The 15,980-nt window shown below is 37.1% G+C and carries 16 protein-coding genes and 1 riboswitch; of the genes, 4 read left to right on the top strand and 12 right to left on the bottom strand.

All coding sequences use genetic code 11. From position 1 onward, the window contains the following. Positions 1-11: 11 nt before the first annotated feature. The 7 genes from BUC45_RS06965 to BUC45_RS06935 form a co-directional block, all read right to left on the bottom strand. On the bottom strand, positions 12-926 hold the full coding sequence (locus tag BUC45_RS06965) for a GHMP kinase (protein ID WP_296971195.1): 915 nt from the start codon (positions 924-926) through the stop codon (positions 12-14). 14 nt (positions 927-940) lie between these two features. Continuing rightward, positions 941-1,498, bottom strand: a complete 558-nt coding sequence (gene cobU / locus BUC45_RS06960; RefSeq protein ID WP_296971193.1) for a bifunctional adenosylcobinamide kinase/adenosylcobinamide-phosphate guanylyltransferase — start codon at positions 1,496-1,498, stop codon at positions 941-943. A 20-nt stretch (positions 1,499-1,518) separates the two neighbouring features. Beyond that, positions 1,519-2,577: an iron ABC transporter permease gene (locus tag BUC45_RS06955; RefSeq protein ID WP_296971192.1), complete on the bottom strand. Its 1,059-nt coding sequence runs from the start codon at positions 2,575-2,577 to the stop codon at positions 1,519-1,521. A gap of 73 nt (positions 2,578-2,650) precedes the next feature. Continuing rightward, a complete protein-coding gene (locus tag BUC45_RS06950; RefSeq protein ID WP_296971191.1) occupies positions 2,651-3,574 on the bottom strand; it encodes an ABC transporter substrate-binding protein in 924 nt (307 codons plus the stop codon). 142 nt (positions 3,575-3,716) lie between these two features. Continuing rightward, positions 3,717-3,885: riboswitch (cobalamin riboswitch) on the bottom strand. 216 nt (positions 3,886-4,101) lie between these two features. Beyond that, the gene (locus BUC45_RS06945) at positions 4,102-4,602 is read right to left on the bottom strand and encodes a VTT domain-containing protein (RefSeq protein WP_296971190.1); all 501 of its coding nucleotides are present in this window, start codon (positions 4,600-4,602) and stop codon (positions 4,102-4,104) included. 272 nt (positions 4,603-4,874) lie between these two features. Further along, complete coding sequence (gene nhaC / locus BUC45_RS06940) at positions 4,875-6,254, bottom strand: Na+/H+ antiporter NhaC (protein ID WP_296971189.1); 1,380 nt, start codon at positions 6,252-6,254, stop codon at positions 4,875-4,877. A 372-nt stretch (positions 6,255-6,626) separates the two neighbouring features. Beyond that, a complete protein-coding gene (locus BUC45_RS06935; protein WP_296971188.1) occupies positions 6,627-6,812 on the bottom strand; it encodes a small, acid-soluble spore protein, alpha/beta type in 186 nt (61 codons plus the stop codon). A 73-nt stretch (positions 6,813-6,885) separates the two neighbouring features. Between BUC45_RS06935 and BUC45_RS06930 the strand changes: the two genes are divergently transcribed. Genes BUC45_RS06930 through BUC45_RS06915 form a run of 4 tightly spaced genes read left to right on the top strand, consistent with a single transcriptional unit; the run spans position 6,886 to position 10,972 of the window. Then, positions 6,886-7,851, top strand: a complete 966-nt coding sequence (locus tag BUC45_RS06930) for an ABC transporter ATP-binding protein (RefSeq protein WP_296971187.1) — start codon at positions 6,886-6,888, stop codon at positions 7,849-7,851. Between the two features lies 1 nt (position 7,852). After that, entirely contained in the window at positions 7,853-8,563 is a 711-nt protein-coding gene (locus BUC45_RS06925; protein WP_296971186.1) for an ABC transporter permease, read from the top strand. Between the two features lie 13 nt (positions 8,564-8,576). Then, on the top strand, positions 8,577-10,001 hold the full coding sequence (locus BUC45_RS06920) for a GldG family protein (RefSeq protein ID WP_296971185.1): 1,425 nt from the start codon (positions 8,577-8,579) through the stop codon (positions 9,999-10,001). An 11-nt stretch (positions 10,002-10,012) separates the two neighbouring features. Beyond that, the gene (locus tag BUC45_RS06915; RefSeq protein WP_296971184.1) at positions 10,013-10,972 is read left to right on the top strand and encodes an AEC family transporter; all 960 of its coding nucleotides are present in this window, start codon (positions 10,013-10,015) and stop codon (positions 10,970-10,972) included. A gap of 63 nt (positions 10,973-11,035) precedes the next feature. Here the strand turns inward: BUC45_RS06915 and ptsP are convergent, their stop codons facing one another. The 5 genes from ptsP to fsa form a co-directional block, all read right to left on the bottom strand. Next, positions 11,036-12,757, bottom strand: a complete 1,722-nt coding sequence (gene ptsP / locus BUC45_RS06910; RefSeq protein WP_296971183.1) for a phosphoenolpyruvate--protein phosphotransferase — start codon at positions 12,755-12,757, stop codon at positions 11,036-11,038. Between the two features lie 17 nt (positions 12,758-12,774). Further along, the gene (locus BUC45_RS06905; protein WP_276793185.1) at positions 12,775-13,083 is read right to left on the bottom strand and encodes a bh protein; all 309 of its coding nucleotides are present in this window, start codon (positions 13,081-13,083) and stop codon (positions 12,775-12,777) included. 58 nt (positions 13,084-13,141) lie between these two features. Next, a complete protein-coding gene (locus BUC45_RS06900) occupies positions 13,142-14,437 on the bottom strand; it encodes an NAD(P)-binding domain-containing protein (protein WP_296971182.1) in 1,296 nt (431 codons plus the stop codon). 29 nt (positions 14,438-14,466) lie between these two features. Beyond that, positions 14,467-14,835, bottom strand: a complete 369-nt coding sequence (locus BUC45_RS06895) for a PTS glucitol/sorbitol transporter subunit IIA (RefSeq protein ID WP_296971181.1) — start codon at positions 14,833-14,835, stop codon at positions 14,467-14,469. 273 nt (positions 14,836-15,108) lie between these two features. Beyond that, positions 15,109-15,756, bottom strand: coding sequence for a fructose-6-phosphate aldolase (gene fsa / locus BUC45_RS06890; RefSeq protein WP_213974744.1), 648 nt, complete (start codon positions 15,754-15,756; stop codon positions 15,109-15,111). Positions 15,757-15,980: the final 224 nt, after the last annotated feature.

Below are 15,980 nucleotides of genomic sequence, written 5' to 3'. Positions count from 1 at the left end.
AAACTAAGTTGTTAAGCACTGAAACAATTTTCACTAATTCTAGGTCCATTATTATCCGTGCAAGTTCGTATGATTCGATATGTTTTATTATATTTAAGCATTATATCGCCTATTTCTTTCCAAAAATCTCGGCATATAATATAACCTTTTTCAAAAAAAATGCCTACAATAGATCCGCTGTGTGCTATATTAACTCCAATTGCACCATATCTGTCTCCAAGCTGAACAATATCAGATAAATGAGGCTTAAAGAGTATTGACTGGTGCGCAAAAGCGCTAATTTTCATGGCCTCTCCCAAAAGCTTTAGATTGCCTTCTTCAAAAGCTTTAAAAGTAAGTTCCAGAGCCTGCTTGACCATCGGTTCTTTCTGCTTGTTTTTTTGTTTTAAATCTTTTATATTGTTAAATTGCTGGGTATCCACCTGTTCTCCAGTATCAATTATATATACATCCATTTCCGGCATATGACCCAATCTTTTCCTAACCGTCCCATGTATATGGTCAAACATCATTACACCTGGGTACATTATTCCATCACTGGGCTCAATAGAAAGTGCTATATTGGCTATAGCATCATCGGATATACTCTTGCCCAAAGCTTGAGCCGTTGCAATGCAGGCAGCCGTAATATCCGCTGTGCTTGATGAAAGTCCTACCCCACAAGGTATATCGGTATTTATCAATATTTCGGCTTTTAATTTTTTAATCCCAAAATATGTCAGAGTTTTTTCCACGGCTTGAATTGCTTTGGTATGTTCAAACTCGCTGCAATCAATATGTTTAATCATATTTCTATCCAAGTGAACCGATACCTCAGTATAAAGTGCTATGGGGCAAGTTACTAAAAAATCACGTTCATCTATTGTTCCCTCTACAATTTCCCCACAACTGGCAGGACAGATAGCTTTACCCCACAAACGTTTCACCCCTTTACAAATCCCTATTTCAATTTTATCGGCAATCCGGAAACCATAAACACTGCTTCATCAACTGCAGCCGCCACTATTTGATTTACTTCCCCAAGCAAATCCCTGTACAATCGGCCTAATGGGTATTCAGGCACTAAACCAAGACCGACTTCGTTGGATACAATAATAATGTTCTTATGTATTGCCCTCATCTTTTCAATCATGGCTTTGATTTCGTCTAAAAGGTTAGCCCTAAGCCTATCCCAAGACTTTGTATCCTCTGCACTTTCTAAAGGAAGCCAGTTTGAAACCAAAAGAGCCATGCAGTCGATTAAAATTGTATCATAATCATTATATTTTTTGTCAGTTCCTATTTCATCAAGCACCTTGGACAAGTATAGAGGTTCCTCAACAGTCAACCAGTTGTCAGGTCTTCGTTTTTTATGAATACTTATCCTGTGAGCCATTTCTTCGTCTAGAGCTTGAGCTGTGGCTATATATATAACTTTATTACCTCTCTTTAAAGCCTCTTTTTCAGCAAATCTGCTTTTCCCACTTCTGGCTCCTCCTGTTATAAAAATAGATTTCATCTTTTTTCTCCTTATCTTTTTTAAATCCTATAATCCTTGTTTTTCTTCTGAAAAAGCAAATAAATGAAAAATGGTCCGCCAAACAGTGCTGTCAATATCCCCACCGGCAACTCCGTCGGTGCGATTATAACCCTGGATAAGGTATCTGCCAACATTAAATACATACCGCCTACAAGAGCCGAAAGAGGAAATAAGTGCTTATAATCCGGTCCGATGATAACCCGGGTTATATGTGGAATAATCAGCCCCACGAATCCTATTACACCACTGACAGCTACTGCTGATGCCGTAAGTAGTGAAGCTGAGGCCAGAGCCATTTTTTTGACCCTTTCCGTATCTACACCGGTAAAAAATGCAGTTTCCTCTCCTAACTGCAGTATGTTTAATTCTCTTAAGTTCCAATATGCCAAAGCAAATCCGATAATGCCGTAGGGGAAATTCAGATAAACTTCGCTCCATCCTTGGGAAGAAAAGCTTCCCATTAGCCAAAAATATATCTGGTGAAGTTTTTCATTACTAAAATACATAAAAAAAGAAACTATCGCAGAAATAAAACTGCTTACAGCTACGCCGGAAAGTAATAGCGTAAAAGAATAAGTGCGGCCACCAACACTGGCAAGACTGTAAACTAAGAATATTGTCCCTGCCGCACCAACAAAAGCAAAAAATGGTATTGACCCTATCCCTAGGATTTTCATGCCCGGAAAGAATAATATGCCCAGTGAAGCCCCTAATGAAGCTCCTGATGAAGCACCTATAATATAAGGATCTGCCATGGGATTTCGGAAAACACCTTGATATATTACACCAGCTGCAGAAAGTTCAGCTCCTACCAGAAAAGCCAAAATAATTCTAGGAAGACGGAGTTGTAATATAATTGTTTCATCGGTAACAGTCCAATTTTTAGATACATAACCTGCCAAGAATGGCAATCGATTAGCAATTATCTTAAAAACTTTACTCGGCGAAATGCTTACGGTCCCTACCCCCAAAGCAAATATAGCTCCTAATACCGTTGCTGCTGCTACGAAAATAAATATTGTATAGGGTTTAGTGTTTTTTAAAGAGTGGTTGTTCACAACATTCTCTCCCCTGAAATAAATAGAGCTGACAAAGTAGAATAGTCAACAGCTTTAAATGCTGTTTTAATCATCATTTAAACAGCTCCGGATGCATCATCATAGCAAGCTGTTCCAAACCATCTACAAGCCTTGGAGTAGCTCTTTGAACTAAATTTTCTTCAACATAAAAGACTTTATTATTTTTTATCGCTTCAATACTTTCCCAGCCTTGACGATTGAGTATATCTTCTGCAGACTGATTACTGGAACCGTGGTGAGAGAAAATGATTATATCAGGATTTTTTGCTACAATCATCTCTTGGCTGTATTGTGGGTAAGCTTTTTTTGCATCTTTTGCTATATTTTCGCCGCCAGCTCTTTGTATTATATCATTGACAAATGTTCCAGGCCCCGCGGTAGTAATTGGCGACGGCCATATCTCATAATAAACCTTCGGCCGCTCATCTTCTGTAAGTTTTATAACCTTATCATCTACATCTTTCACTCTCGCCTTCAAATCACCAACTATAGCCGCTGCTTTATCATCTTGACCTGTGGCCTTTCCGATGATTTCTATACTGGTAAATACATCTTCAAAGTCTTTTGGGTCAAGAACTACCGATGGAACATTCAATTTCTCCAATTCTTCTACAGGTTTTTGGTGCATACTGGTAGCAAGTATCAAATCGGGTTGTAGTGATATTATTTTCTCGATATTAGGCTCTGAAAAACCGCCAATCTTTTCTTTGCTTTTTGCTGCCTCCGGATAATCACAAAAATCGGTAACACCTACAATTCTATCTTCAAGGCCCAAAGTAAATAATATTTCTGTATTGCTTGGTGCAAGCGATATTATTCTTTCAGGCAGTTTTTCAATTGTTACCTCTCTTCCCATCTGGTCTGTCAAAGTAATAGGAAATGCTGTATTTGTTTTATGGTTTTGGGGATTAGATTCCGATATTTTTGATTCATTTTTGCAGCCTACTATGCATAAGGTAATAAGTATAATAATCAAAGTTTTTGTTATAATTTTAAACTGATTTTTCATCCTTTTTATCCTTTCCTTTTTTTTATACAATTAAAATAGCCTGGCCTTCTTTTTTTAAAAGACCGGGCTGTTATTTCATCACGCAGTACACCCACCCTTTCTTCCGAAGGCTTGTACTTCATCAACAGGCAGGTTTCCTGACTCTCGGTTCATATTCCCTGCACCTTCCCAATTTCTCAGTGGTATAGCAGTTTATCCCCGATTACAGTGGCGGGACCGTTCAGGGCTTTCACCTGATTCCCTTTTAACCTCGCGGCACCTGTCAAAACATATATTTATATATTTTATTTCTATCCCTTAATTAGTATTATTATATACTCAATAATTTGTTTTCACAAGGTATTATGAACTTGATGTTCCGCATTTTTTTGCGAACTCCTTAAGTTTCAATGGCTTTAGCCTTATTATATAAATAGTTAATAAAAAGTTACAGTTAATATAGTTCATAAACTCATGCGATTTTATTTTTGTGTAAACTCAAGCCTATTAAATGTTCATGCTTTTTCTCTTTTACTCCTAAATGCTCTTAAAAACCAATGCCAAGACATATAGAAAACGGAAAAAATCAATAATATTCCTAAGACCTTATATTCTAACCTTAAATTCAAAAACCGATTTAAGTTTGATTGAATCTTGTCAAATAATAACACCCAAAAAATTGTCCACAGCAAATCGCCAATAAATGAAAATAAAGTATATGAAAAAAAATTTATTCTAAAAAGGCCGGCCGCCCATATTGCAGGAGTTCTTGTAATCCCTATCCAGCGACTAACCATATTTGTGATGCTTCCATATTTATCAAACCACTTTTTAATCTTGCTAATATCTTCATCATTTATCCCGAGAAAGCGATTTATACTTTTAAAAATTGGTTTTCCACCATACTGACCTAAAAAATATGCTAAAATATTACCTGTCAAATTGCCCATGGTAGCAGTAGCAATTACCGGTAATGTAGACATAATATTGATATGGATAAGGTAAGCAGTCGCCATAAATGCAAATTGGATAGGCAAGGGAAGGCCTAAACCCTCAAGTAGGAGGATAATAAAAAGGCCAAAGTAGCCGTAAGAATATATCATTTGATTTGCATACTGTGAAATGTGCATATGTATATCACCTACCTAATTATACTTTATTTTACTTATCAAAACAAATAGCAGTCAATGTTGCTGGCAATTATTGACTGCTATTTCACTTTATGATTCACTTTTATATCTTTTTATACGCTAAATATTAAGAATTTTGCTTGCTATACTGTTACTTATTAAGCTTTATCAATTTTTTCTATGGTAAATCCGGTAAATCCATAAATAATTGAAACAATAGGATTAATATAATTTAAAAATGCCCATGGTCCATAGGCTACTGCCGAAATTCCCAAGATGCTCTTCATGAAAGCTCCGCAAGTATTCCACGGCACTAATACTGATGTTATTGTTCCTCCATCTTCTAAAGCTCTTGACAGGTTTTTGGGGTGCAAGCCTCGCTCTCTATAGGCATCTGCATACATTCTGCCCGGAACCACTATGGAGATATATTGTTCCGGCAGCATCATGTTAGTTGCTATACATGATGCTATGGTTGCGGCTATTAAACTCCCATCACTTTTCAGTCGTTTGAGTACAGGTTTCATTAGAGCTTCCATTTGCCCGGTTTTTTCCAGAATTCCTCCGAACATCATAGCAGCAATAGTTAACGAAACTGAGTACATCATAGCTGTCATACCGCCTGCAGTCAAAAGCTCATCAATTAACTGACTGCCAGTTTCGCTTACATATCCGGAGTAACCGGCAGTTATAATCATTCCCAAATCAGCTTTTTGAAATATTGCCGCTTCCACAGCACCTAATATCACACCAAAGGTTATGCTTGGAATAGCAGGAGCTTTCAGTGCAACACAGGTTATAACAACTAATGGCGGAATTAAAAGTAATGGACTAATAAAGAACTGTGCTTCCAAGCCTTCTTTGATTTCATTTATGGTAGAAAAAGTCATTTCACCGCTTCCAAATTTAAAGCCGAGCACCAGATATAATATAATAACGATGACGTAAGTTACGCCAGTTGTATATAACATATGCCTGACATGTGTAAAAACATCGGTGCCTGCCACCGCCGGCGCTAAATTTGTAGTATCTGAAAGCGGCGACATCTTATCGCCAAAATAAGCTCCGGAAATAATAGCACCTGCAGCTACAGGAGCAGGAATGCCAAGGCCTTGGCCTATTCCCATCAAAGCTATCCCCACGGTACCTACCGTTCCCCATGAAGTACCTGTAGCCAAAGACGTAATAGAGCATATCAATAACGCGGCTAATAGGAATATTTTTGGTGATAAAATATTAAAACCATAGTAAATCATGGAGGGAACCACACCTGCCTGAATCCATATACCTATTAGCACACCTATAATGGTTAAAATAATAATAGATTGCAGCGCCTGTGTTATGCCTTCAATCATTCCCTGCTCAATATACTTCCAATCATACCCCACCTTAACAGCTACGATACCGGCTATGGCAGAACCTAGCAGCATCGGGATATGCGGATCTGCGCTAAATTTAACCAAAGATATGCCCATGATAACAATCAATCCTGCAATAGAAATAAAAGCTTCATAAAAGTACGGTTTTCTTTTAGCCAAATTTGTCACTCCTCGTATGTATTCTTAAAAATGTATTTTTATGCAAGCGCAGGCATTAAATAATCCCACATTTAATGTGAAACATGCTCAATGCTAATGAATTATTATGCATAAAATTTTATAATTATTAATTATATCACATGGTGGCATTTTAACATAATCTTTTATAACCTTCGATTAATACTGTACAAACGATAATCTTAAGATAGCTTACTATCGCTCCCTGTTGCTTAACTTTTAACACAATAATGTCGTGGGCATTATGCAAAGATAAAAACCACGAGATTAATTGCGGTTAAAGTTTTTCCCGTGGTTTTAATCAAAACGCTTTAATAATGCACCAAACCTTGATGTACAAGGTTTGAAATTGATTCATTCTGTGGTATAATTTAGATTGTGTTTTAGCATTTTTTTAACTAATGCTCCAATTTTACCAGTTTCTTGAGCAGTTAATTTGTCCCAGCCTAAAAGCTGAGCTTTTTCTAAAAGACCCAACTCCATAGCTGCTTCTATTTTAAGTTTCTCAGTAAGGTTAGGAATTTCATTTTTTTTAGTCATAAACTCACCTCGGTTTTAGATTGTCCTGGCAGGAAAATATTATTCCAAATCATTAGAGTGAGGTGCCATTGATTTGATTGAACTTTTTAATGTAACAAAAAAGTATGGCAATAAAACCGCAATTAATAATATATCCCTATTTGTAAGAAGTGGAGAGGTTCTTGGCCTGCTAGGTCCGAACGGAGCCGGCAAATCTACAACCATGAGAATAATTGCCGGATACCTGCTACCCACATCGGGGTCTGTAAAAGTGGCCGGGTTTGATGTAGTAAAAGAACCTGTTACCGCAAAAAGGTATATAGGATATTTGCCTGAAAATCCTCCGCTTTATAAAGATATGACGGTTTATGATTATATTAATTTTGCTGCGGAATTAAGAGGCTTAAAGGGCAAAGATAAAGCTCATCATGTCAATAGAGTCATTGAAGAAGTCGGAATTTCCGATGTTAAAAAACGCCTCATAGGTCATCTGTCCCGCGGATATCGTCAGCGAGTGGGTTTAGCTCAGGCCTTAGTAGCCAATCCTCAGGTTTTGATACTGGATGAACCCACAGTAGGTCTTGACCCTCAGCAAATAATAGAAATACGGCAGCTTATACAAGAGCTTTCCGGAAAACGAACAGTGATTTTAAGTTCTCATATACTGCCGGAAGTAAGCAGTCTGTGTCACAGAGTTGCAATAATCAATAAGGGAAATTTAATAGTAGAAAATACGCCACAAAATTTAGGTAAATCTTTAATGGGACATCAGGAAATCGTACTGCAAATAAAAGGCCCTCAAGATAAAATTTGTACCACATTGGAGAGTCTTTCAGGTATTAAAAACATTACAGTAAGCAAAGTTTTAAAAGAAAATTTATGCGAATATACTGTTCAGTCCGAATTAGATAAAGATATAAGGGAATCGCTTTTTTATGCAATGTCAGAAGGTAATTTTCCTATATTGGAAATGAAATCATCTTTTATGTCTCTTGAAGAAATCTTCTTAGAACTTGTAACCGAAGAACCCACTGCTGCATCACAAAAGGAGGCAAACTAAAATGAACGCGGTAATATCTATTTTCAAAAAAGAAATAAAAGGTTTTTTTTATTCACCTCTAGCATATGTTATCAGTGCTGTCATCCTTGCTTTAGGTGGTTATTTCTTTTCAGTAACGCTTTTTACGACTCGAATAGCAGATATTTCCGGTGTCTTTATGAATCTTGCAGTAATCTTAATATTTGCAGCTCCCGCCCTTACAATGAAACTTTTAGCCGGAGAAGAACAGGATGGCACGATGGAGTTTTTATTAACATCACCTATCACTGTACCGCAGTTAATTATAGGTAAGTATTTGGCTGCATTAGGCTTTTTTCTTTTTATAACAGCACTGACTTTTATCTATCCCGGAATTTTACTTACTCTTTCAACTCCTGACAAGGGTGTTATTCTTGCTACCTATTTAGGCTTCTTTTTACTTGTTGCCGCATACCTTTCAATTGGCATTTTATGTTCTTCTTTTACCAAAAGTCAAGTAATAGCAAGTATATCCGGTTTCGGTATTTTACTGCTTTTATGGATATCAAGCTGGCTTTCCGACAGTATCTCCGGACCGCTGGGTTCATTTTTTAAAACGCTTTCAATTTCTGAACACTATATGGATTTTTTACGAGGCGTTATCGATACAACGCACATCGTGTATTTTATGAGCATAATACTGGTATCGCTGATTTTATCCATGTATAGCGTATCAAGTCGAGTATGGTCCTAGGAGGAAAGATTAGATGACATATAAAAGGTTTTCATATACATTTGTTGTAGTTTTTCTGATAGCTGCATTGGTCGGCATCAATATCGCAGCAGCTCAATACCACTATCGTTGGGATCTTACACAATCACGTCGATTTACGCTTTCCCAAAAGACTATGGAAGTTATAGATCAGTTAAATGAGAAGATAAAAATTACCGCTTTTATCGCCGAAAATAGCAGTACGGGTAGTGATATAAAAAATCTTTTAAAAGGATATGATTTTGCTTCTTCAAAAATTGACGTTAGTTTTTTTGATCCACAAAAAGAACCTGCACTTGCAAAAAAATATAATATCCAAGAATATAACACTATTGTTGTTGAAGATGCAAAGCACAAGCAAGTCATAAGTCAATACAACCTTTATTCGCCAGGTACAAATCAATATTCAATGGACTTTAACGGCGAGCAAGCTGTAACTCGAGCTATCCTTAACCTTAAAGAACAAACACACGCCGTAATTTACTTTCTTTCAGGTCATGGTGAAGCTAGTCCTATATCTGTTCTGGACAGGTTTAATTCGTTTTTGAAAGGCGAGGGATACACCTCCAAGCAACTTGAATTACCTGTGGAAGGCAGAATTCCGGAAGATGCGAACCTAATCATCGCAGCCGGTCCACAAAAAGACCTGATAGCTAAAGAGAGGGATTTGCTTGAGGATTATATAAAATCCGGCGGTAAGATGTTAATCTTTTTCAGCCCGACTGACCCAAAAGTGCCACTGGATGGTTGGAAGAGTTTGCTGGCCACTTTAGGCTTAAAAATGCATGATGATATAGTCGCTGATTCAGAAAGATCTTTTTATTCGGATCCCCTTACACCAGTGCCTATGGTGGAAAAGCATGATGTAACAGATGTGCTTTTAGAAAAGAAACTTTCGGTTGTGTTTCCATATGCCCGCAGCTTTGAGGTTTTACAGCAAGTTCCTGAAAAGCTTCAAGTAAATTCACTCTTAATTACTAGCCAAAAAGCTTTTGGAGAAACAGAGCTTGAAAAAGTTCAAGCTTCATTAGATGAAAATGATATTCCCGGGCCGCTACATTTGGCTTATGCAATATCTAAAACAACAGAGGCAGCAAGGCAAGCACCTTTAGAACCAAATATGATAACAGCTCCCGATTTAGAACTCGGTGAACCTGTAGCCGTTGTGGTTGGAAATATTGCTTTTTTAGGTTCTCAATCAATAGGTCTTGCTGGAAACCTAGATTTTGCCGCAAGCAGTGTAAATTGGCTGCTTCAAACTTCGAATGTACTAAGTATTCCCGCCAAAACCACTGAACCGCCCTTTGTAAATTTGACAGGAGAAATGGTGAATAAGATTTTCTACACTACTGTAATATTTATACCACTCCTAATGCTCATCATCGGCTTTGTTATGTGGTTAAAAAGAAGAAACTTATAGGAGGATGTTTTTTGGCTATAATAAAAGCAAGTGAAAGTATTTTAAGTATAATGCTTATGGTTTTGCTGGGAGCTTTTTTAAACTCTAGGCACTGGTTTGAGGGGGACTGTCCCAACCTTTTGGTAAAGCTGGTTGTCAATATATCCTTACCCGCTCTTATGATATATAATATGATGAGCAACTTTGGAAAAGATGATATTTTAACGGCAGGTAATGCACTTATAGTCCCTTCATTATCTATGCTTTTGTGTTATTTAATGAGTATTTTGATTGCACATATCCTCAATATTAATCCTAGCAGGCGCGGGGCCTTTCGTTCCATGTTTTTTAATTCAAATACCATATTTATGGGGCTGCCAATAAATATGGCCTTATTTGGTGAAAAAAGCCTGCCATATGTACTTTTTTATTATGTGGTTAACTCTTTCTTTTTTTGGACACTGGGTGTTTCTGAAATAAAAAAAGACGGAACAGTAAACAGCACGAATACACCTACTAAGATTGTTTTTTCTATAGACACAGTAAGAAAAATTCTTTCACCACCGCTTATAGGTTTGTTAACAGCTCTAATGTTGATTTTATTAAATATTAATCTTCCCGATTTTCTTATGGATACTCTTAAAAATTTAGGTAACCTTACAACGCCTCTGTCTATGATTTTTATAGGAATCACAATCAGCGCCGTAAATATACGCAATATAAGATTTGATAAAGAAATGGCCGCACTGCTAATAGGGCGTTTTATAATTGCACCGTTCACCATTCTTCTTTTATCTAATGTATTTCATATCCCAAAGCTTATGAGAGATGTTTTTGTTATACAGGCAGCTATGCCAGTTATGACAAATACGGCTATAATTTCAAAAGCATATGGAGCCGATAGTGAATATGTAGCAATAATGATTACACTCACAACTTTGGCAATTCTCTTAGTTATACCATTATACATGCTCGTTTTAAATTATGTATAAACATAAAAAGGTTCATCGTAAAATACTTTCCAATTAGTTTTATGATGAACCTTTACTTTTTTATTATATAATCTTTTCTAAGGCTTTATTCACCATGTTCCTTATCTCGTCCGCTTCATTCATCGATAATGCCTTTTCAGCAATTTGTTTGGCCTCATCATACGTGAGAGATCGAATTATTTTCTTAACTTGCGGTATTGAGGATGCACTCATAGAGAACTCATCCAATCCCATGCCTAAAAGAATAGCAGTTGCCGAGGTGTCCCCCGCCATTTCCCCGCACATGCCGGTCCATTTACCTGCTTTATGTGAAGCATCAATGACATTTTTAATAAGTCTTAGCACTGCCGGATGAAGAGGCTCATATAAATATGATATATGTTCATTCATGCGGTCTACTGCCAGGGTATACTGGATTAAATCATTAGTTCCGATACTGAAAAAATCCACTTCCTTGGCCAGAATATCAGCCGTAATCGCCGCTGATGGTATTTCTACCATTATACCGACTTCTAGATTTTCATCAAAAGGTATTCCTTCGGCTTTCAGTTCTTGCTTTGCTTCATTTAAAATCGCATTAGCCCTACGGACTTCTTCGGTGCCAGATACCATGGGATACATAATTTTAGCATTTCCATAAGCGCTAGCCCTTAGAATTGCTCTAAGCTGAGTCTTAAGTATGCTAGGTCTATCCAAACACATGCGAATAGCTCGCCAGCCTAAAAATGGATTGAGTTCTTCAGGCATGTCAAGATATGTTAGTTTCTTGTCTCCGCCAATGTCCAGTGTTCTTATAATAATTGGCCTTGGAGCCATTTTTTCAATTACTTCTCTATATGCGTTAAATTGTTCTTCCTCTGTCGGAAGTGTTTCACGATCCATGTATAAAAACTCCGTACGATAAAGGCCAACACCTTCTGCTCCATTTTCAATGGCACTTTTGACATCTTTCGGTGTTCCAATATTTGCCGAAATTTCCACCCTCCGCAATTTATCGCTGGTTTCGGCAGGAAGCTCTTTCAGCTCTTTTAATTGCTTACGATACTCCAAGTAATCCTGTTTTAGCTTTTTATATTTCTGTAAAATAGAATCATCAGGATTTATATAGACAATTCCGTAATTGCCGTCTATAACAACAATATCTCCTTCTTTAACTTTGTCCGTTATATTTTTCAAGCCGACTACCGCAGGTATTTCAAGGGATCTTGCCATTATAGCCGTATGAGATGTGCGGCCACCCATGTCAGTTGCAAAAGCTAAAACCTTATCCTTGTCCATTTGAGCCGTATCAGAAGGCGTTAAGTCTTTTGCTATAATAATAACCTTTTCAGTAAAACTAAAACTGTCGGCAGTAACACCTAAAACATTTCTTATTATTCTTGATCCAACATCCTTGATATCAACGGACCTTTCTTTCATATATGCATTTTCCATATCTTCAAAAGTCTCTATATACTTTTTTACAACTTGGGCTGTTGCATTGTCTGCAGTAATCAACTCAGTTTTTATTTTAGATTTTATCTCATCTAAAAAAACCGGATCTTCAAGTATCATAAGGTGAGCATCAAAAATTTCAGCCTTATCTTGACTCAATTCTTTTTCCGTCTTTTGCTTAATTTGCTCAAGCTGCAACTTTGAAGCGCAAATAGCCTCTTCTAGCTTCTTTATTTCCTCATCTACAGCTTCTTTTATAATGGATGCGGTATTTATCACAACCTCTTGAGGTTTTATGACATGCGCCTTTCCTATTTCGATTCCAGGTGATGCTGCAATTCCTTTTATCATATATTAACCTCCTATTGTCAATCCTGCTCTTCTTTAATTATTTCACCCATCTCTTTTGCAATTCGATAAGGTTTTGTTATTATCCTAATGGGTAGCGACAATATGAACTTGGTCAAGTCTTGTTCCAGTTCTCGAGTCATTCGGTACGGTTTTGTAAAAATACGCTCTATAAAATCTACAGCATAATTTTCAATGAGTTTATCTCGCCTTATTTCAATTTCGCTGCCGCAGTTTGAACATTTTATACTTTTTAAGGTATTTCCTGCATATATAACCGTATGTGGAGTATCCTTGTTGCAATGCAGACAAAAAAGTTCGGCTTTCATTTTTGAGGTCATTTTATACACCTCGTTTCACTGCTTTTTTGATCTTTATAGTTGTAACTTAATTTTTGAAAAATTTATCCTGTATCCTTCTTAACTGCAAAACAATTGAGTCATCATCTAAATTTACCATATCATAACATATGGTTTCTCCCTTTTTTACATCGGTTTTAAGAACTGTCTTATCGTTTATCAAGCCAATAGGAAGAGCATTTTGCTTGCGCGCATTTTCTGCCGTATCAATAATACCATAAACCGTGTATCCGCCAATTCCGTCCAAAGACTCTCCTGCTTTTAAATCCTTCTTGGCTACCGCAACCGTTTCCGAAATCGGTGCACCTGCCGGAGCAATTGTTGGTTCACCATACAAAAATGCCCTAGCCGCCGAAAGCGGTGTTTCAATACACACTAAATGGTATGGCCTGTATAAAACATAATTTGGCCCTTCCCCCATTGAAATATAAGACATAATCTCCTTTGTTACCGGATAGTCTGAATTAATAACTACAAAAACTCCGGGAGCTATACCCAATGCATAATCTACTACACCATACTTGTCTAGTAATCCGCCTTGCTCCTTTAAACTAAAAAGTTTTGGAATATCTTTTAAGGTAGCACAAGGCCCGATTAAGCCTCTCTGAGATGGAACAAAACCCGTAGAATTAGATACCGCAGTCAACTCAATCATTGTATTTGTGGCATCAACAAAAGACGTGAGCATTCGCGGATTTATACCCTTTGCATCGGCTTTTTGCCTCATTGTATCAGGGTTTGCCTCTCTATTTATCGGATTGTTTTTACCTTTGCCTACGGCAACTATATTAAAACCCACAGCATCCGCAAAGTCATAAAGCTCTTTGATAGCACCGGGTTCATCTCCTGCAGACACAGTGTATACAACCCCTGCACTATCTGCCATTTGCTTAAGCAATGGTCCCACTGTCACATCTGTTTCGACATTTAGCATAACAACGTGTTTCCCGTTATATATTGCTTTTAAAGCGGCATGAGCGCCTATCTCCGGCACACCTGTAGCTTCAATCACTACATCCACCGGTAAAACCTTTGCCACAACTTCAAAATCCTCAGTTACCACATATTTACCGCCTTTTATAGCTTTTTCAGCTTCAGACACAGTGTTTGTCACGCAGATATCTTTACAATCAATACCTGCGGCGCAAAAAGCTTCTTTTGCTTTGTCTACGGTTCTGTTTGCTATAATAGGTATATTCATGCCTTTCATTTTTAATACCTGAGTTACGATTCCACGACCCATTTGACCAACACCAACAAGGCCGACATTGATTTTTTCTCCGCTTTCATCAAGCTTTCTAAGTCTTGTATTTATATTTAACATAGTTATATACTCCTTATGTCTTATACGGATTACTGTGCATTTTCAATGATGATTTTCTCGCCTATATCGATAGCCAGTGGTCCATCACCCTTTAAATGGATATCTCCCGGCATTTCCGATACTGACTTGCCGTCAAATTTAAGGCATGCATGACCCATTAACCTTAAATTATTATTAACTTTTTCTCCAACAGCTGTAACAATGTAGGCCCTCTTTCCAAGGTAAAGCCTGTCACCTGTTTTAACATCCTCTGATAGCTCTCCGCCGCTATGCATTATAGAAATATCTTGCATTTCCAACGGCATCTCTTTTTTTGAAAACAACACAATTATCTTTTGACTAAAGAACTTTTGCGCCATTTCACCGATAGCTGTTACCGTAACTTCATATTTTTTCATAGATTGCCTCCTTCTTTTCTTATGAGTTAAACATATCTAAATCAGTTTTAATATATTATTAAAATCCCGTTAATAGCTTCAGCTAACTTGTATTTATCACCGTATTACAGCTCGTACTACGTGAATTATTATACCATATTAAGTTATTATATGATAGTAAAATAATACTAAACGTTCAGAATTAGAAAGCGAGAGTTAAATAAATTAAAGAAACAGTCCAACACAAATATATAATGTTTTGGACCGTTCCTCTTACAATGTATTAAAATAATTTTATTTCTTTGGAACACTTTCCCAATCAGCTAAAAATCTCTCAATGCCGATATCTGTCAGTGGATGTTTTATCATCTGCATAAGCACTTTATACGGAACAGTAGCAATGTCTGCACCGGCTCTGGCTGACTCAAATACATCCATAGGTGTTCTGATGCTAGCCGCTATAATTTGTGTTGAAATATCGTGCAAGCTGAATATCTCGGCAATATCTGAAACCAAAGCAATTCCGTCTTGAGTTATATCGGTAAATCTTCCTACAAAAGGGCTTACATATGTAGCTCCAGCTCGTGCCGCTGCTAGAGCCTGGTTTGGATTAAACACCAGTGTTACATTTGTCTTGATGTTTTTTTTGCTAAGTATGCTTACTGCTTTGAGTCCCTCCCATGTCATGGGTATTTTTATAACAATATTAGGATGCCAAGCAGCTATCTCCTCAGCTTCCTTGACCATACCCTCTGCTTCAAGGCTTACTACTTCAGCACTGATAGGACCGTCAACTATTGAAGTGATTTCTATAATAGTTTCTTTAAAATCCCTGCCTTCTTTGGCTATTAAAGTCGGGTTTGTGGTAATGCCACAAATAATCCCCGTAGCGGCCGCTTCACGAATTTCATCAACATTAGCAGTGTCAAGAAAAAATTTCATTAAATTTTACCCCCATTATTTTTATATTACTTATACTATTTATACTAGTTTATACTATTTTCTAAAAATTTTCCAGTGGAATGCTCACACCTTAACTCTAAAAAAATTATCTATTTGCCTATAATTGAGTTAATTGCTTTGTTCCAAGGCCCAGACTATATAATGGTTTGATGGCATGCAAAAAATAATTTTACCCCATAAAAAAACAATAAAATGGGCAATTC

The sequence above is a fragment of the Tepidanaerobacter sp. EBM-38 genome, assembly GCA_001896545.1.
GTDB lineage: Bacteria > Bacillota > Thermosediminibacteria > Thermosediminibacterales > Tepidanaerobacteraceae > Tepidanaerobacter.
The sequence above is the reverse complement of the archived record's forward strand: the minus strand, read 5'-3'. Positions and strand labels throughout refer to the sequence as shown.

What these genes read in the sequence shown, in the direction of transcription:
- cobU (WP_296971193.1), bottom strand. Translation starts at nt 1,498, where the DNA reads ATGAAATCTATTTTTATAACAGGAGGAGCCAGAAGTGGGAAAAGCAGA.
- BUC45_RS06945 (WP_296971190.1), bottom strand. Translation starts at nt 4,602, where the DNA reads ATGGCGACTGCTTACCTTATCCATATCAATATTATGTCTACATTACCG.
- BUC45_RS06935 (WP_296971188.1), bottom strand. Translation starts at nt 6,812, where the DNA reads ATGACTAAAAAAAATGAAATTCCTAACCTTACTGAGAAACTTAAAATA.
- BUC45_RS06925 (WP_296971186.1), top strand. Translation starts at nt 7,853, where the DNA reads ATGAACGCGGTAATATCTATTTTCAAAAAAGAAATAAAAGGTTTTTTT.
- BUC45_RS06920 (WP_296971185.1), top strand. Translation starts at nt 8,577, where the DNA reads ATGACATATAAAAGGTTTTCATATACATTTGTTGTAGTTTTTCTGATA.
- ptsP (WP_296971183.1), bottom strand. Translation starts at nt 12,757, where the DNA reads ATGATAAAAGGAATTGCAGCATCACCTGGAATCGAAATAGGAAAGGCG.
- BUC45_RS06905 (WP_276793185.1), bottom strand. Translation starts at nt 13,083, where the DNA reads ATGAAAGCCGAACTTTTTTGTCTGCATTGCAACAAGGATACTCCACAT.
- BUC45_RS06900 (WP_296971182.1), bottom strand. Translation starts at nt 14,437, where the DNA reads ATGTTAAATATAAATACAAGACTTAGAAAGCTTGATGAAAGCGGAGAA.
- BUC45_RS06895 (WP_296971181.1), bottom strand. Translation starts at nt 14,835, where the DNA reads ATGAAAAAATATGAAGTTACGGTAACAGCTATCGGTGAAATGGCGCAA.
- fsa (WP_213974744.1), bottom strand. Translation starts at nt 15,756, where the DNA reads ATGAAATTTTTTCTTGACACTGCTAATGTTGATGAAATTCGTGAAGCG.